25 protein-coding genes are annotated in these 24,469 nt (G+C 64.5%); 12 read left to right on the forward strand and 13 right to left on the reverse strand.

Going from position 1 to position 24,469, the window contains the following annotated elements:
• Positions 1 to 249: 249 nt before the first annotated feature.
• From LB545_RS02755 to LB545_RS02765, 3 genes are all read left to right on the forward strand, one after another.
• Positions 250 to 2,112, forward strand: a complete 1,863-nt coding sequence (locus LB545_RS02755; protein WP_140514040.1) for a DEAD/DEAH box helicase — start codon at positions 250 to 252, stop codon at positions 2,110 to 2,112.
• Positions 2,113 to 2,228: 116 nt separating this feature from the next.
• Positions 2,229 to 2,942: a DUF805 domain-containing protein gene (locus tag LB545_RS02760; RefSeq protein WP_224704379.1), complete on the forward strand. Its 714-nt coding sequence runs from the start codon at positions 2,229 to 2,231 to the stop codon at positions 2,940 to 2,942.
• 72 nt (positions 2,943 to 3,014) lie between these two features.
• Entirely contained in the window at positions 3,015 to 3,686 is a 672-nt protein-coding gene (locus LB545_RS02765) for a DUF805 domain-containing protein (RefSeq protein ID WP_140759129.1), read from the forward strand.
• Here the strand turns inward: LB545_RS02765 and LB545_RS02770 are convergent.
• From LB545_RS02770 to LB545_RS02790, 5 genes are all read right to left on the reverse strand, one after another.
• Positions 3,676 to 4,158 carry a GNAT family N-acetyltransferase gene (locus LB545_RS02770; protein ID WP_140759127.1) on the reverse strand — a complete coding sequence of 161 codons (483 nt, stop codon included), beginning with the start codon at positions 4,156 to 4,158 and terminating at the stop codon, positions 3,676 to 3,678. The genes LB545_RS02765 and LB545_RS02770 overlap by 11 nt on opposite strands.
• Before the next feature lie 5 nt (positions 4,159 to 4,163).
• Positions 4,164 to 5,267 carry a 3-isopropylmalate dehydrogenase gene (leuB, locus tag LB545_RS02775; RefSeq protein ID WP_140492129.1) on the reverse strand — a complete coding sequence of 368 codons (1,104 nt, stop codon included), beginning with the start codon at positions 5,265 to 5,267 and terminating at the stop codon, positions 4,164 to 4,166.
• 250 nt (positions 5,268 to 5,517) lie between these two features.
• Positions 5,518 to 5,868 (reverse strand): VOC family protein, encoded by a 351-nt coding sequence (locus tag LB545_RS02780; RefSeq protein WP_140559208.1) that lies wholly within the window; start codon positions 5,866 to 5,868, stop codon positions 5,518 to 5,520.
• 13 nt (positions 5,869 to 5,881) lie between these two features.
• Positions 5,882 to 6,265 carry a RidA family protein gene (locus LB545_RS02785; RefSeq protein ID WP_140524557.1) on the reverse strand — a complete coding sequence of 128 codons (384 nt, stop codon included), beginning with the start codon at positions 6,263 to 6,265 and terminating at the stop codon, positions 5,882 to 5,884.
• A 113-nt stretch (positions 6,266 to 6,378) separates the two neighbouring features.
• Positions 6,379 to 7,482 (reverse strand): saccharopine dehydrogenase family protein, encoded by a 1,104-nt coding sequence (locus tag LB545_RS02790; protein ID WP_224704380.1) that lies wholly within the window; start codon positions 7,480 to 7,482, stop codon positions 6,379 to 6,381.
• 126 nt (positions 7,483 to 7,608) lie between these two features.
• Here LB545_RS02790 and LB545_RS02795 point away from each other — a divergent pair, with 126 nt between their 5' ends.
• Positions 7,609 to 8,037 carry an Lrp/AsnC family transcriptional regulator gene (locus LB545_RS02795; RefSeq protein ID WP_140559207.1) on the forward strand — a complete coding sequence of 143 codons (429 nt, stop codon included), beginning with the start codon at positions 7,609 to 7,611 and terminating at the stop codon, positions 8,035 to 8,037.
• 45 nt (positions 8,038 to 8,082) lie between these two features.
• Here the strand turns inward: LB545_RS02795 and LB545_RS02800 are convergent, their stop codons facing one another.
• The 5 genes from LB545_RS02800 to LB545_RS02820 form a co-directional block, all read right to left on the reverse strand.
• A complete protein-coding gene (locus LB545_RS02800) occupies positions 8,083 to 8,337 on the reverse strand; it encodes a DUF1344 domain-containing protein (RefSeq protein ID WP_140492115.1) in 255 nt (84 codons plus the stop codon).
• A 200-nt stretch (positions 8,338 to 8,537) separates the two neighbouring features.
• Positions 8,538 to 9,908: an ATP-binding protein gene (locus LB545_RS02805; RefSeq protein ID WP_140563898.1), complete on the reverse strand. Its 1,371-nt coding sequence runs from the start codon at positions 9,906 to 9,908 to the stop codon at positions 8,538 to 8,540.
• Positions 9,905 to 10,588, reverse strand: a complete 684-nt coding sequence (locus tag LB545_RS02810; protein WP_140492109.1) for a winged helix-turn-helix domain-containing protein — start codon at positions 10,586 to 10,588, stop codon at positions 9,905 to 9,907. The genes LB545_RS02805 and LB545_RS02810 overlap by 4 nt, the downstream gene beginning before the upstream one ends.
• A 103-nt stretch (positions 10,589 to 10,691) precedes the next feature.
• The gene (locus LB545_RS02815; protein ID WP_140492106.1) at positions 10,692 to 11,489 is read right to left on the reverse strand and encodes a hypothetical protein; all 798 of its coding nucleotides are present in this window, start codon (positions 11,487 to 11,489) and stop codon (positions 10,692 to 10,694) included.
• 32 nt (positions 11,490 to 11,521) lie between these two features.
• Positions 11,522 to 11,779: a hypothetical protein gene (locus tag LB545_RS02820; RefSeq protein ID WP_140492103.1), complete on the reverse strand. Its 258-nt coding sequence runs from the start codon at positions 11,777 to 11,779 to the stop codon at positions 11,522 to 11,524.
• Positions 11,780 to 12,040: 261 nt separating this feature from the next.
• On the opposite strand from LB545_RS02820, the gene LB545_RS02825 reads away from it, so the two are divergent.
• On the forward strand, positions 12,041 to 12,676 hold the full coding sequence (locus tag LB545_RS02825) for a methyltransferase family protein (RefSeq protein ID WP_140492100.1): 636 nt from the start codon (positions 12,041 to 12,043) through the stop codon (positions 12,674 to 12,676).
• A 47-nt stretch (positions 12,677 to 12,723) separates the two neighbouring features.
• On the opposite strand, the gene LB545_RS02830 is transcribed toward LB545_RS02825, so the two are convergent.
• On the reverse strand, positions 12,724 to 13,209 hold the full coding sequence (locus LB545_RS02830; RefSeq protein WP_140492097.1) for a hypothetical protein: 486 nt from the start codon (positions 13,207 to 13,209) through the stop codon (positions 12,724 to 12,726).
• A gap of 211 nt (positions 13,210 to 13,420) precedes the next feature.
• Between LB545_RS02830 and LB545_RS02835 the strand changes: the two genes are divergently transcribed.
• Complete coding sequence (locus LB545_RS02835; RefSeq protein WP_140492093.1) at positions 13,421 to 13,786, forward strand: RidA family protein; 366 nt, start codon at positions 13,421 to 13,423, stop codon at positions 13,784 to 13,786.
• A gap of 40 nt (positions 13,787 to 13,826) precedes the next feature.
• Positions 13,827 to 15,062, forward strand: coding sequence for an amidohydrolase/deacetylase family metallohydrolase (locus LB545_RS02840; protein ID WP_140492090.1), 1,236 nt, complete (start codon positions 13,827 to 13,829; stop codon positions 15,060 to 15,062).
• A gap of 232 nt (positions 15,063 to 15,294) precedes the next feature.
• Here the strand turns inward: LB545_RS02840 and LB545_RS02845 are convergent, their stop codons facing one another.
• Both LB545_RS02845 and LB545_RS02850 read right to left on the reverse strand, forming a co-directional pair.
• Positions 15,295 to 17,085 carry an NAD(P)/FAD-dependent oxidoreductase gene (locus LB545_RS02845; protein ID WP_140492087.1) on the reverse strand — a complete coding sequence of 597 codons (1,791 nt, stop codon included), beginning with the start codon at positions 17,083 to 17,085 and terminating at the stop codon, positions 15,295 to 15,297.
• Positions 17,086 to 17,280: 195 nt separating this feature from the next.
• Positions 17,281 to 18,225: a MurR/RpiR family transcriptional regulator gene (locus LB545_RS02850; protein ID WP_140492084.1), complete on the reverse strand. Its 945-nt coding sequence runs from the start codon at positions 18,223 to 18,225 to the stop codon at positions 17,281 to 17,283.
• A 326-nt stretch (positions 18,226 to 18,551) separates the two neighbouring features.
• On the opposite strand from LB545_RS02850, the gene LB545_RS02855 reads away from it, so the two are divergent.
• The 5 genes from LB545_RS02855 (at position 18,552) to LB545_RS02875 (ending at position 24,413) form a co-directional block, all read left to right on the forward strand.
• Complete coding sequence (locus tag LB545_RS02855; protein ID WP_140492079.1) at positions 18,552 to 19,385, forward strand: ABC transporter ATP-binding protein; 834 nt, start codon at positions 18,552 to 18,554, stop codon at positions 19,383 to 19,385.
• On the forward strand, positions 19,382 to 20,236 hold the full coding sequence (locus LB545_RS02860) for an ABC transporter permease (RefSeq protein ID WP_140492076.1): 855 nt from the start codon (positions 19,382 to 19,384) through the stop codon (positions 20,234 to 20,236). Before LB545_RS02855 ends, LB545_RS02860 begins: the two co-directional genes overlap by 4 nt.
• An 89-nt stretch (positions 20,237 to 20,325) precedes the next feature.
• Complete coding sequence (locus LB545_RS02865) at positions 20,326 to 21,498, forward strand: ABC transporter substrate-binding protein (RefSeq protein ID WP_224704381.1); 1,173 nt, start codon at positions 20,326 to 20,328, stop codon at positions 21,496 to 21,498.
• Positions 21,499 to 21,670: 172 nt separating this feature from the next.
• The gene (locus LB545_RS02870) at positions 21,671 to 22,762 is read left to right on the forward strand and encodes a Gfo/Idh/MocA family protein (RefSeq protein WP_140728703.1); all 1,092 of its coding nucleotides are present in this window, start codon (positions 21,671 to 21,673) and stop codon (positions 22,760 to 22,762) included.
• 214 nt (positions 22,763 to 22,976) lie between these two features.
• Positions 22,977 to 24,413, forward strand: coding sequence for an amidase (locus LB545_RS02875; protein WP_224704382.1), 1,437 nt, complete (start codon positions 22,977 to 22,979; stop codon positions 24,411 to 24,413).
• The last annotated feature ends 56 nt before the right edge of the window (positions 24,414 to 24,469 follow it).

The following is a 24,469-nucleotide window of genomic DNA, read 5'->3' on the forward strand; positions in this document are numbered from 1 at the left end:
GAAGAGCCATCAAAAGGCCGCGCATCGAAAAACGATCCCGTTCGAAGCGGGCTTTTACGCGGTTTGCGGCAGGAGTCAATCAGTGGTGTTTCTTCCTTCCCTCCTTGCGGGAGAAGGGAAGGCGGTGCCGCCTGCCCTGTACAAGAGCGGCGCCAGCAAGTACGAACGGGCGAGATCGTCTGGCTGGCGCTGCGCCAGCCCTGTATGTGCTCCATGATGAGCGCAAGCCCTGAATTCCGAAAGAGCGAGATGTCCAACTTCGAAGCACTTGTTCCTGCGCTGGCAAAGGCGCTGGAAAAACGCGGCTATGCCGAACTGACGCCGGTGCAGAAGGCGGTCCTGGAACTTGGCCAGGCCGACGCGCTGGTGTCGGCGCAGACCGGCTCCGGCAAGACGGTGGCCTTCGGCCTTGCCATGGCGCCGACGCTCCTCGGCGGCGCCGACCGCTTTGCCCATGCCGCGGCCCCGCTGGCGCTGGCGGTGGCGCCGACGCGCGAGCTGGCGCTGCAGGTGACGCGCGAACTGGAATGGCTCTACGAGCTGACCGGCGCCACGGTCGCCTCCTGCGTCGGCGGCATGGACATGCGCACCGAACGGCGCGCGCTGGAGCGCGGCGCCCATATCGTCGTCGGCACCCCCGGTCGGCTGCGCGACCACATCACGCGGAACTCGCTCGACATGTCGGCGCTGAAGGCGGTGGTGCTGGACGAAGCCGACGAGATGCTCGATCTCGGTTTTCGCGAGGACCTGGAATTCATCCTCGACGCCGCCCCCGCCGAGCGCCGCACGCTGATGTTTTCGGCCACCGTGCCGCGCTCCATCGCAACCCTCGCCCAGGGCTATCAACGTGACGCCGTGCGCATCTCGGCCGCCGGCGAGGAGAAGCAGCATCTCGACATCGAATACCGGGCGCTCAGCGTCGCCCAGGCCGATCGCGAGAACGCCATCATCAATGTGCTGCGTTTCTACGAGGCGAAAAACGCGCTGGTGTTCTGCAACACCCGTGCCGCCGTCAACCATCTCACCGCACGCTTCAACAACCGCAATTTTTCAGTCGTCGCGCTCTCGGGCGAGCTCAGCCAGAACGAACGCAGCCACGCGCTGCAGGCGATGCGCGATGGCCGCGCCAAGGTCTGCATCGCCACCGACGTCGCGGCGCGCGGCATCGACCTGCCCAATCTGGAGCTGGTCATCCATGCCGACCTGCCGACCAACCCGGAAACGCTGCTGCACCGAAGCGGCCGCACCGGACGCGCGGGTCGCAAGGGCGTCAGCGCGCTGATCGTGCCCAACAGCGCCCGCAGGCGAACCGAACGCCTGCTGGCGAGCGCAAAGCTGACCGCGACATGGGCAAGTCCGCCATCCGCCGACGACGTGATCCGCCGCGATGACGAGCGCATCCTTGCCGATCCCACCTTCGATGAACCGGTGAAGGACGACGAACGCGGCTTCATCGACGCGCTTCTCGCCAAGCACGGCGCCGAGCAGGTGACGGCCGCCTTCGTGCGGCTGTGCCGCTCGAGCCGCTCGGCGCCAGAGGATCTGATGGACGTCGCGCCGTTCACGCCGTCGCGTGAAAGACCGGCGGGCGAAAACTTCGCGCGCCGCGACGAGGCGCCCAGCCGCCGCGACGATTTCGGCGCCAGCGTCTGGTTTTCGCTGTCGGTCGGGCGCCGGCAGAATGCCGAGCCACGCTGGCTGATTCCGATGCTGTGCCGCACCGGCAGCATCACCAAGCGCGAGATCGGCGCCATCAAGATGCAGCCGGAAGAGACCTTCGTGCAGATCGCCGCCGACTGGGCCGACCGTTTCCTCGCCGCCGTTGGTCCCGACCGCAAATTGCAGGGTAACATCGTGGTGAAACGGCTGGACGGCATGCCGGACCTGTCGCGCGCCGGCTACCAGCCGCCAGGTCCGGACAAGAAACCGCATCGCGGCAAGGCGCCGTTCGACCCGAACGCGCCGAAGCGCAAATTCGAGAAGCGCGCGCCGGCTGGCGACCAGCGCCCCGCCGCATCTGACGCGAAGCCCTGGGCGAAAAAGCCGGGCAAGCCGAAATTCGACAACGCCGGACCGCCGAAACCCAAGAAGGCGAAGAAGCGGCCGAGCTGAGATCTCCCGGCCATGTCGTCACGATGGCTGCCGCGCCAGCCGTCGCATTTTCATGCTGCCCCTTGCGATCCGCCGGAACTTTGAACAGTCTGGTCGGGCGTTCGGGGGATCGGGGCATGCGCGGCGAAGTTCTTCACTATGACGAGACCCAGGGCTTCGGCTTCATCACCGGGGCGGATGGTGAGCGCTATACTTTCGCGCGTGAGGATCTGCGCCGCGAAATCGCAATTGCCCGAGGCACGGCCGTTGAATTCCAGCCCGGCGGCGGCCAGGCGCGCGACATCTTCCCGGCCGGCGCCCAATCCGCGCCTCCAACCGGCGTGGCCGCCGGCGCCCATGCGCGAACCGGCGCGTCCGTCTCTTCCGCTGCTCAAATCGCACAGCCGCGGCATTTTGGCCGCGCCGCCAGCACCGGGCCGGCCGAGCCCGGCCTGTGGGGTTATTTCTGGCGCGGCATCACCGAGAATTATTTCAACTTCACCGGCCGCGCCCGCCGCAAGGAATACTGGGCCTATTGCCTGTTCTGGTTCGTCGCGCTGCTGGCAGTGACCGGCATCGGCATTTTCGCCGATGCCGCGATGGGCAATCTCGACGACGCTGAAATGCCGGCGGTGACGATTGGCCTGTTCGGCCTTTTCCTACTTGCGACCTTTCTGCCTGGCCTCGGCATGACCGTGCGTCGCCTGCACGATATCGGCCTGACCGGCTGGCTTTTCCTGGTGATCCTGATCCCCACCATCGACAGCCTGATCATCCTGGTCTTCGCGCTCATCCCGACCCAGGCCCGGGAGAACCAGTGGGGACCGGTGCCGGCGGGCGCCAGAACGTAGCCCTGCGTGCGTATTGCAATTACATGCAACTTTAAGTAGCGTCTCGCGACGCAATGTGAAATGGGGCAGAGCATGCGCGGGACGGTGTTCCACTATGACGAAGGCCAGGACTACGGTTACATCAACGGAACCGACGGCAAACGCTACATCTTTTCCCGTATCGATTTCAGCCTGGAACTGCCCCTGGGCAGGGGTACCCTCGTCGAGTTCCAGCCGGGCGACGGCACGGCGCACCACATTGTCGCCACGGCCTCGGCCGCATCGTCGTCAACCACCAGTCAGCCACGGCAGACCAGCCGTTCTGCCCGAAGCCGGCCCGCCTACTCCACGGGGCTGTGGGCTTATTTCTGGCGCGCGGTGATCGCGGATTATGGCAATTTCACCGGACGCTCCCGCCGCAAGGAATTCTGGGCCTTCTGGCTATTCTACACCCTCGGGGTGCTCGCGCTTTTCGGCTTCGGGATACTTGTTGAACTGGCGATCAACGGCTTCGAAACCAACGCGGACAGGACGCCGATGGGGTTCATAGGGTTCATACCCCTACTGGTGTTCTTTTCGGGATTGATCCTGCCTTGCATTGCGCTCCTCGTACGGCGTGCGCATGACGCCGGCCTGAGCGGCTGGTTTGCCCTGCTTTGCTTCATCCCGCTCATTGGCGGCATCGCCGTGCTAGTCTTCGGGCTTATGCCGCCTCAGCTGGGCGAAAATCCTTGGGGACCGGTGCCGGCGGGCGTCAGGGTCTGACCGCCCCCAGCGCCTCGCCCGAAAGCCTGAGAAAGATCTTCTGGCCGTGGCGTTCGGCGCCAAGCCGGTCGTAGAAGCGCAGCGCGCCTTCGTTCCAGTCCTCGGTGGTCAGGTCGATGCGGCCGATGCCGTTGCGCCGGCAATGGTCGGCGAGAAAGCCGACCAGCGCCCGGCCGACGCCGGCGTTGCGAGCCTTGTCGTGCACGAACAGATCCTTGAGGAACAATAGCCGCTCGAGGTCGATGCCGGGATGCGCGATCGCTACCGACGCCAGGCCGCTGATCTCGGCCCCGACGAAAGCCAGCGCGAAATGCGGATAGGCCGGGCTTTCCTCGCCCAGCCATTTGCGTGCCGCCGACAAGGCGCGCTCGTGGTCGAGCGGCGGCTGCCGGTAATGCACCGCCATGTCGCACAGCATTGTGGCGAGCGCCGTCGCGTCGCCGGCCGTCGCCCAGCGGACGTCGACCGTCATTGGGGTCAGCCCAGGAACTTGGCGATGATCGCGTCGCCCATCTCGACGGTGCCGACCTCGGTCATGCCAGCCGAGAGGATGTCCTTGGTGCGCAGCCCGTCGTCGAGCACGGCGGCGATTGCCGCTTCGAGCTTGTCGGCTTCATCGACCATGGCGAAGGAATAGCGCAGGCACATGGCGAAGGAAGCGATCATGGCGATCGGGTTGGCGATGCCCTTGCCGGCGATATCGGGCGCCGAACCGTGCACCGGCTCGTAAAGCGCCTTGCGCTTCTTGGTCTTGGCATCAGGCGCGCCGAGCGAGGCGGAAGGCAGCATGCCGATCGAGCCGGTCAGCATGGCGGCGATATCGGACAGCATGTCGCCGAACAGGTTATCGGTGACGATGACGTCGAACTGCTTTGGCCAGCGCACCAGTTGCATGCCGCCGGCATCGGCCAGCATGTGGTCGAGCTTGACGTCGGAATATCGGGCCTTGTGGGTCTGGGTGACGACCTCGTTCCACAACACGCCGGACTTCATGACGTTGCGCTTTTCCATCGAGGTGACATGGTTCTTGCGCGTGCGCGCCAATTCGAAGGCGACGCCCGAAATGCGCTCGATCTCGAATGTGTCGTAGACCTGGGTGTCGATGCCGCGCTTCTGGCCGTTGCCGAGATCGATGATCTGCTTGGGCTCGCCGAAATAGACGCCGCCGGTCAGTTCGCGCACGATCAATATGTCGAGGCCTTCGACCACCTCTTGCTTCAGCGAGGAGGACGCCGCCAGCGCCGGATAGCAGATCGCGGGCCTGAGATTGGCAAACAGCTCCATGTCCTTGCGCAGGCGCAGCAGGCCGGCCTCGGGGCGAACCTCGTAAGGCACGGCATCCCATTTCGGACCGCCGACGGCCCCGAACAGCACGGCGTCGGCGGCAACAGCCTTTTCCATGTCGGCATCGGAAATCGCGGCACCATGTGCATCGTAGGCGCAGCCGCCGACCAGCCCCTCGTCGGTGGCGAAGCCGCTGCCGAGCTTCTCGTTCATGGCCGCTATCAGCTTCTTGACCTCGGCCATGGCCTCGGGGCCGATGCCGTCGCCGGGAAGCAGGAAGAGATGTTTCGAAGCCATGGAGAGCCGTCCCAGAAAGAATGCGTTTCGATTTGCACAGCATCCTTCGCGCGCCAATGAGGCGCGCGGCGCTGTGCGACCGCGGCCTTGCTAACCGCCAAGCGGTTGCGACGCAAGGAAGAACAATTGGCGAAGGCGGCTAAGTGCGTAATCTCCCCCCCTTGAGGGGGAGATGGCCGCCAGGCCAGAGGGGGGCGCTGTCCCGCCAGCATGTCCAGGTCAGCAGTCGCCTCGGCGCTTTGCAGATGTTTCACCGATGCGAGAGAATGTTGACCAGCCGGTTGAAAGGGTCGCGCACATAGAAGCGCCGCACGCCCCAGGGCTCGTCGGCCGGCCCGTATTCGATGGCGAAGCCGGCTGCCTTCATGGCGTCGAGTGCGGCATCAACGTCGTCGACCTCGATCGACAGGTCCGGCACCGGCGTGCCCGACCCGCCTTGCGCCATGAAGCTGACCTGTACCTGCATCCTTTCCTCGGACCCGTAGGTGACGATCCAGCCTTGATCCATGAGCACATCGAGGCCGAGCACGTCATGGTAGAAGCGCCTCGCCGATGCCGCGTCCTTTGTTTCGATATTGGCTACGATACGCCGCACTGCCATGGCATTGGCCTCCTCAGTCTGTGCGCCGAAGCGCCGTCACCTCGATTTCGATCTTCATCTCCGGTCTGTTGAGCTGGCACACGATCATCGTTGCCGCCGGCCTGATCTCGCCGAACGCTTCGCCGAGAATGGGGAACACCACGTCGACGAAGGCCTGGTCGGTGATATAGTAATGCGCGCGCACCACATCTTCCATGTCGAAGCCGCCGTCCCGCAAGGCACTGGCGATGGTTGCCAGGCAATTGCGCGTCTGCGCCTCGACCGTTTCCGGCATCGTCATCGAGGCATAGTCATAGCCGGTCGTTCCGGACACGAAACACCAGTCGCCCTGCACCACGGCGCGCGAATAGCCGGCGGTCTTCTCGAAGGGCGAACCGGTGGAGATCAGCTTTCGCATGGCATCCTCGCAAGGGGTGTTCGCAACCACTTTGCGGGCAAAGGCCTCGCACGGCCATAGGCCAGACGGAGCTGGCCGTTGTCCCGAGGGCCTTGGCCGTCCGCTGGGGCGCGTCAGCTCGCCAGCCGGCTGACCATCTCGTGCTGGGCGTAGGCACGGCCGAAGCGGTTGGCGAGGAAGGCGTCGAGCGCGATGTCCTCCTGCTTGACGAAGCCGGTCGCCGGCAAGGTGCCGTCGGCCAGCATGTCGAGCACGGCGCAGATTCCCGATGCCGTGGTGATCTGGATGGCGCTGCGCACCGTCTGGCCGACCCGCTTCGAATAGATCTTGTTGGCGTAGGTCTCCTGCAGCAGGCGGCCGTTCTTGCGCCCCGAGACGGTGACGAAGACGATGACCACGTCCTGCAGCGTCGCTGGCAGCGCGCTTTCGAAAATGTCCTTCAGCACCTCGCGGCGGTGGCGCAGGCCGAGGTCGTTGAGCAGCGCCTTCATGATGGCGGCGTGGCCGGGATAGCGGATGGTGCGATAGTTGAGCGTGCGCACCTTGCCCTTCAGCGTCTCGGCCAGCGTGCCGAGCCCGCCGGAGGTGTTGAAGGCCTCGTAGGTCACCCCGTCGAGCGAGAATTCCTCACGCTCCTCCAGCGGCGGCACCTCGACCAGCTCGCCCTCGACGATCGCCTCGCAGGGCTCGCAATATTCGTTGATGACGCCGTCGGTGCTCCAGGTCAGATTGTAGTTCAGCGCGTTCGAAGGATATTGCGGCAGCGCGCCGACCCGCATGCGCACGCTCTCCAGCGTATCGAAACGGCTGGCGAGGTCGTTGGCGACGATCGAGATGAAGCCCGGCGCCAGCCCGCATTGCGGGATGAAGGCGTTGTTGGCCGAACGCGCCAGTTCCTTCACGCGCCGGGTCGAGACGACGTCCTCGGTGAGGTCGAGATAATGCACGTCGGCGCTTGCGGCGGCTTCGGCGATGCGCGTGGTCAGATGGAAGGGAGCGGCGCTGAGCACCGCGAATTTTCCGGCGAGCGCAGCTTCCAGCGTGCCCGCGGCCGCGATGTCGAGTTCCAGCGTCTCGACCCCGTCAGGCAGTTCGGCCGCGGCAAGCTGCGCGGCCGAGCGGTCAACGAGAGTGACGTGATAGTCCCCGGTTGAAAGCAGCATCTCGGCAATGGTCGAGCCGATCTTGCCGGCGCCGACGACAACAATTTTCTTCATGACCCGGTTCCCTCGCCCGACAGTTGATTTGTCCCGCTACAATCGCGGCTTGCCGGACGAAAGGAAGCGTGGAATTGTACGAAATGAAGTACCCTTTTTGCCGATATGCCGACCAGGTTCGTTGAAATGCTGAGTGATGCCGACCAGGCCCTGCTTGTCCTGTTGCGCGAGAACGCCCGCGCCTCGACCGCCGCTCTGGCGCGCCGGCTCGGCGTGTCGCGCACCACGGTGCAGAGCCGCATCGAACGGCTGGAGCAGCGCGGCATCATAGCCGGCTACGGCGTCAAGCTTGCGCCCGATTATGAACAGGGACTGGTGCGGGCGCATGTGCTGCTCACCGTAACGCCCAAGCTCGCCGACAAGGTGGTGCGCAGCCTGCGAGCCCTGGCGCCGGTCAGGACGCTGCATTCGGTGAGCGGCAATTTCGACATGATCGTCATCGCCGACGCGCCGTCGATCAAGGACCTGGACACGCTGCTCGACCAGATCGGCGCCCTCGAAGGCGTCGAACGGACGTCGTCATCGATCATCCTGTCGACGCGGATCGATCGGTGATCACCGGTGAAAAACCGGGCCGCAGGCGGACCGGTCGTGCCGCCTTTACTTGGCAGGCTGGATGTTCGAGACCAGCGATTTGCCGGATTTCGTCGAATAGGTGACGATCACCTTCTTGCCGGGCTTCAGCGTCTCGACCTCTATGCCCTCCGGCAGGTTCAGCGTCTTGCCGTCGGCCAGCGTGATGGCGTCGCCCTTTGCATCGACATTGACGATGGTGCTGGTAACCGTCCTTGCAAGGGCTGCCGTCGAGGATGCGGCCGCCAGCACTGTCGCGGCGGCGATGACGAATTTCCTCATGGTCTTTTCTCCTAACGCTTGTTGTGGTGCCGAAGTGGTTCGGCATCGAGGGGTCGGAACGATTACAGTTGCCGCCCCGCTTCCCCCGGATCGAGAGAAGATCGGTCGATCCTAGCGAGGCGAGTTGTCGGGCAGCTGGCCGGCGCCTTACGGATCCGTAAGACCGGGATGACGGACAGAGGATCCAGGTCTATCGCCGGCTAACCCGACGCCAGCGGGAAACTCACCATCACGGCGAGACCCGGCCGGCAGTCCTCAAGCGTGATCGATGCGCCGTGCAGGTCGGCGATGGCCCTAACGAGGCTGAGGCCGAGGCCGCTGCCTGGCGTCGAGCGGCTGTGGTCCAGCCGGTAGAGCCGCTGGAACACTTTTTCACGCTCGTACGCCGGGATGCCAGGACCGTTGTCGGCGACTCTGGCCAGGATATGCTCGTCCCGGCGTTCGGCCGACAATTTGATCGCGGTGCCGGGCGGGCAATGGCGCAGCGCATTCTCGACCAGGTTGGCGAACATCTGCATCAGCAGCTCGCGATCGCCATGGACCCGGTCCGTCGTCCCGTCCAGCCGCTGCGACGACAGCGACTTGCAGTCGTCCTCTGCCACCTCGGTGTAGATCTCGGCGATGGTTTGCAGAATCTCGCCGAGATCGACATCGGTAAAGCGCGCCTTGCGCGCGCCAGCCTCGATCTGTGCAATTCTAAGCAGCGCGTCAAAGGTCTCGTTGATCTGGTGACCCTCCGCGCGCGCGTCGGCCAGGTCGCCGGAGACATCCTGATCCTGCGCCGCCTTGTCGGCCGCGCCCTCCAGAATCATCTGCAGCCGATTGAGCGGCGTCTTCAGATCGTGCGCAATGTCGGCGCTGACCTGCTTCATGCCTTCGACCAGCGCCGACAGACGATCAAGAGCCGCATTGACCTGATTGGACACGACGTCGATGTCGTCGCCATTGCCGGTCAGTGGAATGCGGGTATCCAGCCGGCCATGCGAGACATCCACCATAGTGGCGGCAATGCCGTCGAGCCGGCGCTGAACGCGCGAGGCGAGCAAGGCGCCGCCGGCCACCGCCAGCCCGGCGATGATCAGCGTCGCCCAGCCGAAGCTCATCAGTATGATAGTTTCCAGTTCCTCCGTCTCGGACAGGCTGAAGGCGATCGTCAGATTGTTGCCGCCAATCGAGCCGGAATAGGCACGGTATTGGGCACCGGCCGGCACACCGGGCATTTTTGCGTCGAGCATCGAGAACCCGTCGGGAACTCCAGCCGCGGTGAAGTTGCCGGCCAGACGGTTGCCGGCCGCGTCGGTCAGCGAAAAGAGCTGTTCCTTCTTGGAGCTGAGCTGCGAATGACTCTCGACCGTGGCGATCAGGTCCTCGAGGTCGCTCTCGGTATACGTTGCGGCGACGACCGAGTAGGTTTCCCTGATGGTTTCGTCGAGCCGTCCCGCAAGATCGGCGCTCATCATCCGGTAGACGATGGCGCCGGACAGCACGAAAGCCAGCATGAACAGGAAGGCGAACGTCAAGGCGAGCCGGAACGGCGTGCTGCGCGGCAGCCGGGACCATGTCGCGGTCATGGTGAAAGCGGTGCGTGCAGGCTGTAGCCGGTATTGCGGACCGTATGGATGAGCTGGGTTTCGAAAGGCCTGTCGATCTTGGCCCGCAAGCGGCTGATATGGGTCTCGACGACGCTGGTCCTGGGATCGAAATGGAAATCCCAGACGCGCTCCAGGAGCATGGTGCGGGTGATCACCCGGCCCTCGCCGCGCATCAGCACTTCCAACAGGCTGAACTCACGCGGTTGCAGGTCGATCGGCTGGCCCTGCCTGGCAACGCGGCGCATGATCAGGTCCATTTCGAGGTCGGCTACCCGCAGAACGGTCTTCTGCTCCAGTGCGGCCGGCCTGCGGCCGAGCGCATTGATGCGGGCAAGCAATTCGGAAAAGGCGAAAGGCTTGACCAGATAGTCGTCGCCGCCAGCCTCGAGGCCCTCGACACGGTCGTCGATGCCGCCGACGGACGTGAGAAAGATCGCCGGCGTGCGCACGCCCGCCGCACGGACCGCCTTAACCATCGACAGGCCGTCGAGGCCTGGGATCATCCGGTCGGCCACGATCACGTCATAGCCGCCGCTGGTCGCGGCGAAGAGCGCGTCGTGCCCGTTGCGCAATAGGTCGCAGACATGGCCGGCCTCGGTCAGGCCCCTGACGATGTAGTCAGCCGTCCTGTGGTCATCCTCGACAAGAAGAAGTCGCATCGCTGTTCCGGTTGATTGCCGATGTTGGGAACAGGCTAGCACCGGCGTGGGTCCGTTCCTAGGATGGCACGTGGCCGGTAAGCTCGGCTGCGCTTGTCCGGCGTCAGTCCGATTCCAGCAAGATCTCGTCGGCATCGTCTGCGGTCTTCTTCAGCGTCATGTAGAGAACCAGGGCAATGATGCAGCCGAGGAAGATCAGGCTGGTGAAGGTGGTGCCGAAACCGAGGCCGCCATATTCGACTGGCTGCGACAGCAGATCGCCGAAGGAGGCGCCAAGTGGCCGCGTCAGGATATAGGCGAGCCAGAAGGCGAGAATGCCGTCCAGATGAAGCAGGTAATAGGCACCCGCGATGACCGCGATTACGCCGCCGAACAGCAGGCCGGTCGTCAGGTAGCCCATGTCGAAGCTCTCGGCGACGAGATCGCCGGCGGCGGTGCCGAGCGAGAAGGTGAACAGGATCGCCAGCCAGTAGAAGATCTCGCGCCGGGTGGTGAAGATGGTGTGGATCGACAGCGTCCGCTCGCTTGCATACCAAACAGCGAATGTGGCGGCGAGCATGACGGTGAAGGCGATCGTGGTCGTTTCGAGACGCACGCCGAAATTGTCGACCAGATTATCTGATATCAGCGTGCCGACGACGCTGATCAGCACCACCGCCAGCCAGTAAGCCCAGGGCACGTAGCGTTTCTGGGCGAACTGGAGGGCAAGGGCAACGACTAGGACGCCGGTCATGATCAACGACGTGGCGGTCAGCCCAAGGCCAAGGTTGACGGCGAGATAGTCAGCCGCCGTCTCGCCCATGGTCACCGCCATCAGCTTGATCAGCCAGAAATCGGCGGTGACGTCCGGGACCCTGTTGTGGGTCGATCCGGCGGGCTTTTGCGCGTTGGAAGTGAGCATGGCGGATGTCCTGCGGTTTGTGATTCGCGGACTTACTTGCCTATGACCTTCATGGCCTGGGCGAAGAAGTCGTCGGCGCGCTTATCATCGTCGGCATTGCAGCGTTCGATGCCCTGGGTCTCCAGTTCCGAGACCTTCGCCTTGTCGGAGGCGCCGAGCTTAACCGTAGCCTCCGCCGCGCGAAGAGCCTTCAGTGTGTCCTCGCAAGGTGCGGTGGCGGCGAAAACGGGCGAGATCGAAGCCGAGACAGCGAGGCTGCCCACCGCAATGGCAAGTGCAAATCTTCTCATGAAACCAGTCCCTGTCCGATGCCGGTGGTCCGGCGGCCATAGTTGATGTCGGCCCATGGCGGACCGGCATCGCAATGATATGGAAGCGACTTCACTCCAGCCTGTCCGCCGGCATACAAATTCGTAAGGTTGGACCTGGTTGGCGCAAAAAGGCTTTACGAACGTCGTGCGCTGCTTTGATAGAAAGCGATTGCCTTGTATCCGCCATCAATGGCGTGCCCGAGTGCACGCGGGCCTCGCCAGCGCCCCAGGAAAACACGAATGACCTACGCTTCCCTCAAGCCGGTCTCAGAGGCCTTCGTCCAGCGCAAACGGCTGATTTTCGTGCGAGTGGCGGCGGTGTTCGCGGTCCTGCTTCTGTTCCTCACCAAGCCTGGGCTCAACGAGGGCTCGCAAGGCCACGAGACGCTCGAATTCCTCGGCTTCTGTCTGGTGCTCGCCTGCGTCGCCGGCCGGCTCTGGAGCATCCTCTATGTCGGCGGCAAGAAAAACGAGGAACTGGTCTCGATCGGACCGTTCTCGATAAGTCAGAACCCGCTCTATTTCTTCTCGACGGTGGGCGCTGTCGGTATCGGACTGCTCTACGGCTCGGTTCTGGCGGCCGTGGCGCTGGGCGCTGCCAGCTTCCTCATCTTCCGCGTCACGGCGCGCAAGGAAGCCGAATACCTCCTGGGCAAATTCGGCCCGGCCTATCTCGCCTACACCAAGGCCACGCCGCGCTTCTGGCCGAACCCGCTGCTCTACCGCGACAATGACGAGTTGCAATTCTCGACGCGCGCGCTGAAGCGCACCTTCTATGACGGGCTCTATTTCCTGGCCATTTTCCCGGCCATCGAGCTGATCGAATATCTCCGGGAGAGCGGGCTGCTGTTCCCGGCCTTCGTGACGCTCTACTGATCGTCGGATCGGTTGCAAAAACCGACCGCCCTCGACAACAGGCGCTATCAGCCTCCCAGCGGATAGGGCATGTAGCCGACGAAGCCCGCGATCTTCCAGCTGCCGCCGACCTTCCTGCAGAAATACAGCGTCTGCCATTTCAGCCGATCGACGCCGCCATCCGCCTTGGCGACGGTGCCGTCGAATTTCTTGTGCAGCACGGCGCGGTCGCCGTCGACATCGATGTCGCGCAGGTTGGTGACGCGGAACAGCGCCTCGCGCAGCGGCTCGGCGAATTTGGTCGCCGCCGTTTCCTTGGCCTGGCGCAGCCACTCGTCGCGATAGATCTCCAGCCGCGGGAACTGCAGCCGCCAGGCGTCGGCGTTGGCAAGAAAATGCGCGTGCATGCCGAAGAAGCTTTCGGCGACAAAATCGTCCTCGACCATGGACCAGTCCTGACCGATGAAGGCATCGATGTCGCGCCGCACCAGCATCTCCCAGAGGGCGTGGCGGTCGGCATCACCTGATGGAAACGGGTTCTTGTCGAAGGTCATTCTCGGTTCTCCGCTCTGGAAATGCGCCCGTCCGTTTCAAGCCCGGCCGGCGAGCGCGCACGATGCAAGCGCTTCTGTAATAAAGCAACATGATTTCCAGGAATGTTGCTTTCCAACAAGACCTCTATCGGGATCGCCTCGATCGGGGTAAATCTCGGCCGAAGCGGGCGCTCCCATCGTGTCCCGTCATAGCATCAGAGGAGGTCCGCTCTTGCCCAAGCAATGTTTTGGAACGTCGCATGTCCCGCTGTCACCCGCGGTGCGGGCCGGCGACTTCGTCTATATCTCGGGCCAGGTGCCGGTCGGCGGCGACGGCATCGTGGTCAGGGGCGGCATATCCGAACAGACGGAGCAGGTGCTTTCCAACGTCAAGGCGGCGCTGGCGCAGGCCGGCTGCACCATGGACGATGTGGTCAAGACCACCGTCTGGCTGGAGGACGCGCGCGACTTCGGCGCCTTCAACACCGTCTATGCCAGGCATTTCCCGAAGAACCCGCCGGCCCGCACCACGGTCGAATCGCGGCTGATGATCGACATCAAGATCGAAGTGGAAGCCGTCGCTTACCGGCCGCTCTGACGGCCGTCGGCGAGGATGGGACGAAGCGGAGGCGCGCCCGATGCAATTTGATCTTCTGTTCAAGGGCGGGCGGCTGATCGATCCGGCGGCCGGGCTCGACGCGCCGCGCGATCTTGCCATCGCCAATGGCCGCGTCGCCGCCATCGACGCCGACATTCCCGCCGACCGCGCGGCCAGCGTCATCGATGCCAAGGGCTGCATCGTGGCGCCCGGCCTCGTCGACCTGCACAGCCACGTCTATTGGGGCGGCACCTCGCTCGGCGTCGATGCCGACCGGCTGGCGGCTAAGAGCGGCACCACCACCTTCATTGATGCCGGCAGTGCCGGCGCCGGCAATTTCCTCGGCTTTCGCCGTCATGTCATGGAGCGCTCGAAGGTGCGCATCCTGGCCTATGTCAATATCTCCTTCGCCGGCATTTTCGGCTTCTCGCAGACGGTGTCGGTCGGCGAGTGCAGCGATCTCAGGCTCTGCGAACCGCGCGAAGTGGTGGCGGCGGTGCGCGAGCACGCGGACGTCGTCGTCGGCGTCAAGGTCCGCTCCGGCAAGCATGCCGGCGGCACCAGCGGCATCGCGCCGGTCGATCTGGCGCTGGAGGCGGCCGACAAATCCGGTCTGCCGCTGATGGCGCACATAGACGAGCCCCCGCCCGGGCGCTCGGAAGTGCTGCCGCGCCTGCGCAGGGGCGACATTCTCACCCATTGCTTCCGGCCGTTTCCCAACGCGCCGGTCTTCGCCTCCGGCGCCGTGCGGCCCGACATGCGGCTGGCGCGCGAGCGCGGCGTCATCTTCGATCTCGGCCACGGCATGGGCTCGTTCGACTTCGAGGTCGCTCGCGCCATGCTGGCCGAAGGGCTGGCGCCCGACGTCATCTCGAGCGACGTGCATCTCTACTGCGTTGACGGTCCGGCCTTCGACATACTGGTGTGCATGTCGAAGCTGCTGGCGCTCGGCATGCCGCTGGTCGAGGTGTTGCGCGCCGCCACCCAAGCGCCGGCGCAGGCGATCGCGCGGCCTGATCTGGGCACGCTCAAGGTCGGAACCGCCGGCGACGTCGCGCTGCTGCGGCAGCATTCCGGCCGCTTCACCTTCATCGACGCGGTCGGCGCCTCGCTGGTCGCCGACCAGCGGCTGGTCTGCGAAGGCATCGCCATCGGCGGCGCCTGGTGGCCGAACGAGACGATGAACGATGCCGGCGACACCGAGCGCTTCGAGGCGCATGTGGGGCATACGCATGTCGAGGTCGCGGCCAGGCATTTTGGGCACCGGCATGATTGATTGATCTCGGTAGCACTGCGCCGCCTGTCTTGCCGCGGCTGCGCGTTTGGCGAATGCCTTCCCCCACTCCGTCGCTGCTCCGCAGCGCCACCTCTCCCCCCTCCGGAGGGAGAGGAAGGGAGCCTCCTGGCATAAGCTCGCGCCCTTCCTCTCCCCCGTCGATCGGGGGAGAGGTGTCGAGCGAAGCTCGACGGAGTGGGGGTCGACCTTCCCTTGAAGCAACGCTTCCGCTTCACCGTCGCGCGTTGCTGACCGCCCCATAAACCGGCGTATCAATCCCCTCCATCCGCGCCTTGATCTGCAGCGCCACATATTTCGAATAGAAGCGCGAGAGCGCCAGATTGCCGCCGTGGAACCACAGCGCTTCCTGTGCCGTCGGTTTCCACATGTTGCGCAGTTCGCCCTGCCATGGCCCGGGGTCGCCCTTGACGCCGGAGCCGAGGCCCCAGCACGGGCCGACCCTGTCGGCGACCTCGCGCGAGACGATTTGCGCCACGGTTTCGTTCATCGACTGATAGCCGGTGCAGGCGATGATGGCGTCGGCTTCAAGCTCGCTGCCGTCCTCGAAGAGAATGCCTTTCGCGGTCAGCGACTTGATCGCCACGCCGCTGCGGATGCCGATCTTGCCGTCGATGATCAGGTCCGAAGCGCCGACATCGATGTAGTAGCCGGAGCCGGTGCGGTAGGCCTTCATCAGCAGGCCGGTCTCGTCGTCACCGAAGTCGAGGGCGAAGCCGGCGGCGGCGAGGCGTTCGTAAAAAGCCGCGTCGCGCGTGCGGATGACGTCATAGAGCGCCCGCTGGCCCTTGGGCACCAGCGCAAAGGGCGTCGAAGCGACGATCATGTCGGCCTTTTCGGTGGTGATGCCGCGCGCCAGCGCGTTCTCCGAAAAGATCTCGAAACCGACTTCCATCAGCGTGTCCGACTTGACCACGGTCGTCGGCGAACGCTGGATCATGGTGACCTCGGCGCCGCTTTCCCAGAGATCGACGCAGACATCGTGCCCGGAGCTCGCCGCGCCGATGACCGCAGTCTTTTTGCCGCGGAACTTCTCGCCGCTGGAATACTGGCTGGAATGCAGCAGCTCGCCCTTAAAGTCACCGGCGCCCGGCAGGTCGATCGGCCGCGCCGGACCGTAGGCGCCGGTGGCGAAGACGATGTGCTTGGGCTTCAGCGTGATGTGCTGGCCGACGCGGTCCACGACCACGGTCCAGACCTTCTCGGCCTCGTCATAGTTGGCGCTGACGCATCTGGTGGCCACCCAGTAGTTGAGCTCCATGACGCGCGTGTACATTTCCAGCCAGTCGCCCATCTTGTCCTTGGGCGTGAAGACCGGCCAATTGTCGGGAAACGGAATGTAAGGCAGATGGTCGTACCAGACCGGATCGTGCAGCACGAGGGTGCGGTAGCGCTTGCGCCAGGAATCGCCCGGCCGGGCATTCTTCTCGATGACGATCGAGGGCACGCCGAGCTGCCTGAGCCGCGCGCCCAGCATGATGCCGCCCTGGCCGCCGCCGATGACCAGGCAATAGGGCTGCTCCGAAGCGCCAAGCTCGCGGGTCTCGCGCGCGCGCGCCTCCGACCAGGTCTCGCGCTCCGGGTCGGCCTTGTGGCGCACGCCCAGCGGCCGCGTCGCGCCCTTGCGCTCCTCGAATCCTTTCAGGTCGGTCATTGCCGTGAACAATGTCCGGCAGCGGCCGTCGCGCAGGCGCATGATGCCCTGGCCCGAGGCCACGGCGGTCTCGAAGGTGAACCAGGCCTCGATTATCCCCTCGTCCGAGGTGGCTTCGCCGGTGAGCTGCCATCTTGCCGGCCGCGTCGCTGCCAGCGTCGCCTTCAGCATGTCGGCGATCGCCTCGCGCCCTTCCATCGTGGTGACGTTCCAGGTGAAGGTCAGGAGGTCACGCCAGTAGCAATCGTCGACGAACAGGTTGGCCGCGGCCGCTATGTCACCGGCTTCGAGCGCCTTGTCGAAAGCGCCGAGCCATGCGGCTGCCTGTTGCGATGGTGCTATTTCGAGCATTTGTTTCCCTCTTTTTCGCGTTGGCGCTGTCCGGTGTTCCCTTCTCCCCTTGTGGGAGAAGGTGGCCTCGCGGAGCGAGGTCGGATGAGGGGTGCTCCAGCTCGGGACGGCCGGCACTCCGTCACCCACCCCTCAACCGTCTCGGCGCTGCGCGCCGATCCACCTTCTCCCACAAGGGGAGAAGGGAAAAGCCTCCTAATCCCCGAGCGGCTCCATCTCCTTGCCGGTGCGGTGGATCTGGGCATTGTATTTGATGCGGCGGACCGTCTCGCGGGCCGAGCCGTCGAGCTTGTAGGCGGCAGCCACCGCCATGAGGTCGATCATGGCCAAAAAGGCGAAGCGCGATGCCGTCGGCTTCAGCGTATCGGGATATTCCGGCACCGCTACGGTCAGCCTGACGTCGCCGACGCGCGCGAGCTCGGTGTCGGGCGCCGTCACGCAGATGGCATTGGCGCGGTAGTGCTTGGCGAGTTCGACCGCCTCGATCACCTCGCGCGTGCGCCCCGTCGCCGAAATGGCGATCACCAGGTCGCCGGGCTTCAAGGTCGAGGCGGTCATGCGCATGAGATAAGGGTCGCATTGCGCGCTGATCGATATGCCGTAGCGAAACAGCCGGTACTGCGTTTCCTGCGCCAGCGCCGAGGAACTGCCGCCCAGTCCGAACACCGTAACCTGGCGCGCCTTGGCGATCAGCTCGGCGGCCTTCTGCAGCTGGACCGGATCGAGCTGCCGCTCGGCCTCCTGCAGCGCCCGCCGCGCTTCGCCGAACACCGCGTTCCAGAACGGCATGCCGGTGTCGTTCTCCCTGGCTGGCGAAGTGTCCAGATAGAGCGCGCCGACGACGAGGCTCTGCGCCAGCTTCAGCTTGAAATCACGCACGCCCTCGCAGCCGATGGCGCGGCAGAAGCGGGTCACCGTCGGTTCGCTGACGCCGGCACGCTGGGCAAGGGCGGCGTTGGAGGCATCGACCGCGTATTTGACGTCGTCGAGCACGACATCGGCGACGCGGCGCTCGGCCGGACGCAGCTCGGCATAGGTATCCTTGACCAGCGAGATGATGTCGGGAATGCGCCGCACAGGCTCACCCCCGTCCGCCTCGCCATCCGTCATCAGGTTTTCCCGGCTGTCAGCTTCGGTCATGAAGTGGCCTTCCCTGGTCCCTTGTCGACCTCTTACCATGCTTGCACGCTGTCGTTCCATGTGCACGGCCCCGCTGCAACTGCTGCGTGCCGTTGCGGCATGCCACCCGGCTTTGCCCATCTGCAACGCCGCCTTGTTGTGCCACTTTTCCCGAGTATGTAGGAAAGCAACACGCATTTCAAGATAAAGAAAAGACAATGAAAGCAGACATATAGGGGAATAGGCGGCTCTCAACGACGGAACGATCGCGCTCTTCGCTTGACACCAAAGTAGGATAGTTACACACTGACTTTGGCAGTCGATTGGACGCACTCTCCGAGGGGCGGATGAACGCGGGCGAAACAACAGCGCCGAAGCTTGGTGTGCAGGCAGCGACCAAGATCTATCACACCGCATCCGGCGACCTCCTGGCGCTGGACCGCTGCAGCCTCGACATCCACGCCAATGAAATCGTTTCGATCGTCGGCCCGTCCGGCTGCGGCAAGACCACGCTTTTGTGGTCGATGTCGGGCTTGCACAGCCTGACCGGCGGCGAGATCCGGCTCGACGGCGTCAAGATCACCGGGCCGCATCCCGACATCGGCATCGTGTTCCAGGAAGCGAACCTGCTGCCTTGGCGCAATCTCGATGCCAACATCCGCTTTCCCTTCGAGATCAAGGGCGAGAAACCAGACCGCGCATGGATCGCGCATCTGCTCCACCGCGTCGGGCTCGACGGTTTCGGCGGCAAGTTCCCGCGCGAGCTTTCGGGCGGCATGCAGCAGCGCGCCGCGATCGTGCGGGCGCTGGCGCCAAAACCCTCCGTGCTTTTGATGGACGAGCCGTTCGGCGCGCTCGACAGTTTTACCCGCGAGGAGATGAACCGTCTCGTCGAGGAGATCTGGCTCGACACCAAGACCACCATCGTCTTCATCACCCACAGCATTGAGGAAGCAATCTTTCTCTCCGACCGCGTGGTGGTGCTGAGCGCGCGGCCCGGCCGCGTCGCCAGGGAGTATCGCGTGCCGTTCGCGCGACCGCGCTCGCTGGAGATCATGGCGACGAAAGAGGTTTTCGACCTCACCAACCGGATCAAGATGGACATCGTCGGCGAGCGCGCCAGGCCCAAGGCACCGGAACAGGAACGCGCCAGCGCCGAGATCGTGAGGATCAGGCCGTGAGCGACGCCATCCCGGAATTCTCCAAATCCAAATCGGGTGCCAAGTCCGGCGATGGGCAGGACGTCAGCCTGACCAATCTCTCGGCCTTCGCCAGCGGCCCCGGCATCAAGTCGGGCAAGGAGGTGGCGGCGATCATAGCTGTCGCCGTAATCATAATCGGCGGCATCGAATTGGCGCTGCGCCTGTTCCATGTGCCGCTCTACATCATGCCGCCGCCAAGCTCGATCGCCTACGCGCTGTTCGACGAGTTCCCGCTGATTGCGCCGCATCTCGGCTATACGCTGGTCGAGCTGGTTTCCGGCTTCGCCATCGGCGCCGTCGTCGGCCTGGTGCTGGCCGCCGTCATCACCCAGTTCCCCTTCGCCGAAAAGATCGTCGCGCCCTACATCCTGCTTCTCGTCACCACGCCGATGCTGGCGCTGGTGCCGCTTTTGATCCTTCGCTTCGGTTTCGGCTACACGCCGCGCATCATCGCGGTGGCGCTCGCCGCCGGGCCGATGGTGATGATAAACGCGGCCACCGGCTTTCGCCGCGTCGACAGCGCCAAGATCGCGCTGGCGCGCTCCTATGGCGCCAGCACCTTGCAGATATTCTGGAAGATCCGCGCGCCGATGGCGCTGCCGATGATCCTGGTCGGGCTGATGATCGGCGCCATCTTCGGCCTGCTGACCGCCGTCGGCGCGGAGATGGTCGGCGGCGGCTTCGGCCTCGGCAACCGGCTCACCACCTATTCGTCGATGATCCAGATGCCGCAATTCTTCGCCGTGGTGCTGATCCTGTCGACGCTCGGCATCCTGATCTACGTGCTGTTCTTCCTGATCGGCAAGAAATGGGCGAGCTGGGAGGCTTGAGCACGAGATCATGAACGCCCCGGAGCGGGCGAGGAGCGGGCGAAAGGCCATCGATCAACAAGAAGGTCAATCAACAAAAGGGGAATGCCATGACCGACCAGAACTCATTCCAGACGGCGACAAGAACGGGCATCAGCCGCCGCACCTTCCTGCAGGTGACGGCAGCCGGCGTCGTGACCGCCACCGCGCTCGGTGCATCGGGCTTGAAGGCCAGGGCGGCGGCCTATGAAAAATTCACCTGGATCTCGCCGCGCGGCACGCTCGAAGTGCTCGACGACTATCCTTATTGGGCAGCCAAGAAGGCGGGCTATTTCGACGGGCTCAGCACCGACATGCAGCCAGGCCCGTCGGACGGCACAGCGACGGTGAAGTTCGTCGATGTCGGCCAGGCCGATATGGGCTTTCCCTCGCCCGGCGTGTTCTCCTTCGCCATCCAGAACGGCATGAAGCTGAAGTCGGTGTTCCACATGGGCGCGCGCGACACGTTCTCCATCGCCTTCCGCAAGGGCGAGGGTACGAACGACCTGAAGAAGCTCGAAGGCAAGACCATCCTGCTCGGCTCCGCCGCCTGGCAGTCGATCACCGATCCGCTGCTCGCCGCGCAAGGCGTCGACATCAAGAAGGTCAAGTATGTCGAGGCCGGCTGGCCGACCTGGGGCACCGCGCTCGCCGGCGGCCAGGGCGACGCTGCCTTGTCGTGGGAGGGGCTGCGCGCCGAATGGATCGCCAAGGGCCTCGACTTCGAATACTGGCTCGGCGTGAAGAATTCCAAGCTGCCGGCCAACACCTTCGTCGTGCGCGCCGCCGATCTCGAAGATCCCGACAAGAAGGCGTTCCTGGAAAAATATCTGCGCGGCTGGGCGATGGGGCTGGAGTTCGGCTACCAGAACCCGCGCGCGGCGGTCGAAGCGGTGTTCGAGCAGTTCCCGACATTGGCCAAGAACCTCGGCCCCGAGCTCGGCACCACCTCGATCCTGCAGCAGATCAACGTCTTCCGCGGCGACATGGACAAGCGCGGCGGCTGGGGCTCGCACGACATGGCGAGCTGGCAAGGCTTCTTCGACGAGATCCACAAGATCGGCCAGATCACCAATCCGGTGAAGGCCGAGGACGTCTGCACCAACGAGCTGATCCCGGCCGCCAACGACTTCGACAAGGCCAAGGTCAAGGCCGATGCCGACGGCGTCAAGCTGACGGGGGGCTTTGCCGCGCTCGATGTCGAGAAGATCAAGGCGCATCTGTTCGATTCGGCGGTGAAGTAAGGGCTGCAAAAGAGGTCGTTCATTGCCCTGTCTTGGCTCCTTTCCTCTCCCTCCGGACAGGGGAGAGGAAAGGGCAGGCGGATGAGGGGCGGCGCCAACCTGAAGTGATTGTTCTGGATGCCCAGGCGCGGCAGCAGCTCGCCAGGTCCTATCAAAAAATTGGGAGGCTGAATTGGCCGACAAAATAAAAGTGCTGGTTGTGGGTCTCGGCAATATGGGCGCCTCGCATGCCAGCGCCTATCACCGCTCGGACGGCTTCGAGATCGTCGGCATCATGAGCCGCTCGATCAAGAGCAACAAGAAAATCCCCGCCGAACTTGCCGGCTATCCGCTCTACGAGGGTTTCGACCGGGCGCTTGCGGAGACCAGGCCGGACGCCGTGTCGATCAACAGCTGGCCCAACACCCATGCCGAATACGCGCTGAAGGCGATAGCGGCCAACTGCCACGTGTTCATGGAAAAGCCGCTCGCCACCAACATCGAGGATGCCGAAAAGGTCGTCGCGGCAGCGCGGGCGAAGAACCGCAAGCTGGTGCTTGGCTACATCCTGCGCGTCCACCCGTCCTGGATAAAATTCATCGAGGTCGGCAAGACGCTGGGCAAGCCGCTGGTGATGCGCCTCAACCTCAACCAGCAGAGCAGCGGCAGCGCTTGGCACTGGCACAAGAACCTGATCGATTCGCTGATCCCGATCGTTGATTGCGGCGTGCACTATGTCGACGTCATGTGCCAGCTCACGGGCGCCAGGCCGGTGCGCGTGCACGGCATCGGCGCGAAGCTCTGGGCGGAAGCCGACAAGCAGAATTACGGCCATCTCCACGTCACCTTCGATGACGGTTCGGTCGGCTGGTACGAGGCAGGCTGGGGCCCGATGATGAGCGAGACGGCCTATTTCGTGAAGGACGTGGTGGGGCCGAAGGGCGCGGTGTCGATCGTCGCCGGCCAGGAGACGAGCAGCGCAGCGGAAGCGGCGGAGGTGTCGAACTCGGCCGACATCGACCGCCACACCAAGACCGACGCGCTGAAGATCCATTATGCGGCGGTAGACGCCGACAAGAACTTTGCGAAACCCGACGAGATCGTCAGCATGGAAGACGAGCCCGGCCACCAGGAGCTCTGCGACCGCGAGCAGGCCTTCTTCCTGCGCGCCATCCGCGAGGATCTCGATTTGACCGAGCAGATGGACGCCGCCGTCAACAGCCTGCGCATCGTGCTCGCCGCGGAACAGAGCATCGAATTGGGGCGCACCGTCGAGCTGGCGTGAGACAAGCGCGCTGCTGGGGGCAGCAGTTTCAGGTCGGTGCCCCTCACTCAGCCCTCTCCCGAGAAGAACGGGAGGCGGTCGCCAGCATCAGTGCGCTTTCCTTCTCCCCGTCATGACGGGGAGAAGGTGCCGGCAGGCGGATGAGGGGCGGCGCCAACGTCGGCCCGAAGCGATAGTTCGGGCGCGGCGCGAGGCAAAGACTAGGAGGAGAGATATGGTCACCGACAGCCTGCTGAAAACCTATGCGAACTCCGATGCGCTGGACCTTGCTGACTTGGTGCATCGGGGCAAGGTTTCACCTGCGGAACTGGTCGAGGCGGCGATCACGCTGGTCGAGCAGCTCAACCCGGCGCTGAACGCGGTCATCCATCGCCTCTACGACATGGCGCGCGCCCAGGCGCAGACGGTCGACAGATCAGCACCTTTCGCCGGCGTGCCGTTCCTGCTCAAGGAACTGGCCTCGTCCTGGACCGGCGCGCCGAACACCAACTCTTGCCTCTACCTGAAAGATGTCGTCGCCGATTTCGACACCGAAGTCGTGCGCCGTATGAAGGCGGCCGGGCTGGTGCTGGTCGGCAAGTCGAACGCGCCCGAAAACGGCTGGTCGATCACGACGGAACCGAAGCTCTACGGCACGACGAAGAACCCGTGGAAGGAAGGCATCACGCCAGGTGGCTCGAGCGGCGGCGCGGCGGCGGCCGTCGCTTCGCGCATGGTGCCGATCGCCGAGGCCAGCGACGGCGCCGGCTCGATCCGCATTCCGGCCTCCTGCTGCGGCATCGTCGGGCTGAAGCCGTCGCGCGGCCGCGTCAGCCTGGCACCGTTCGGCGACTATTGGTATGGCGGCGCCTACTTCCTGTGCTGCTCGCGCAGCGTGCGCGACACGGCGGCCTATCTCGACGCGGTGGCCGGCGCCTTGCCGGGCGACCCCTATACGCCGCCGGTCCCCGACGCCTCCTGGCTCAGCCTGTCGGCACAGGCGCCGAAGAAACTGCGCATCGGCTTCACCGTCACCCCGCCCAACGGCACGGCCATCGATGCGGAAGTGAAGGCCGCCGTGCTGGCCACCGTGGCGGCGCTGGAGCGGCTGGGACATGACGTCGAGGAACACGACATGCCGCTCGATGCCGATGCCATGTGGACCACCTACACCAACATGACCTGCGTACAGACGGCGGCGACCTTCGACTATCATGAAACGGTGATCGGCCGGCCGGTGACGCCTGATGATGTCGAACCGGTGACCTGGGCGATCATCGAACGCGGCCGTGCGACCAGCGGCACCAGGCACATTTCCGATGTCGAGCAGCTCAGGCAGGTCGGCCGCGACATCGTCGGCGACCTTTCGCCCTACGATCTCCTCATCACCCCGACGCTGACGCAACTGCCGCGTCCGTTCGGCTATTACGATATGTCGGAGACCGACATCGACCGCTACAACGCCAAATGGACGGATGCGGCGTTCGCCTTCCCCTTCAACATCTCAGGCCAGCCGGCCATCTCGCTGCCGCTCGGCTGGTCGAAAGACGGCGTACCGATCGGGGTGCAGCTTGTCGGCCGCTACGGCGACGAGGCGACGGTGCTGGCCGCGTCGGCGCAGCTCGAGCGGGAAATGCCGTGGAGGGACAGGCGGCCGCCGGTGAGCGGTTAATCGCTCGCGGCAGGGCACCCATCGCCGAGTTCTGTGGCGCCCCCCTCTGTCCTGCC

Source organism: Mesorhizobium sp. BR1-1-6, assembly GCF_020165355.1.
Classification (GTDB): Bacteria; Pseudomonadota; Alphaproteobacteria; order Rhizobiales; family Rhizobiaceae; genus Mesorhizobium.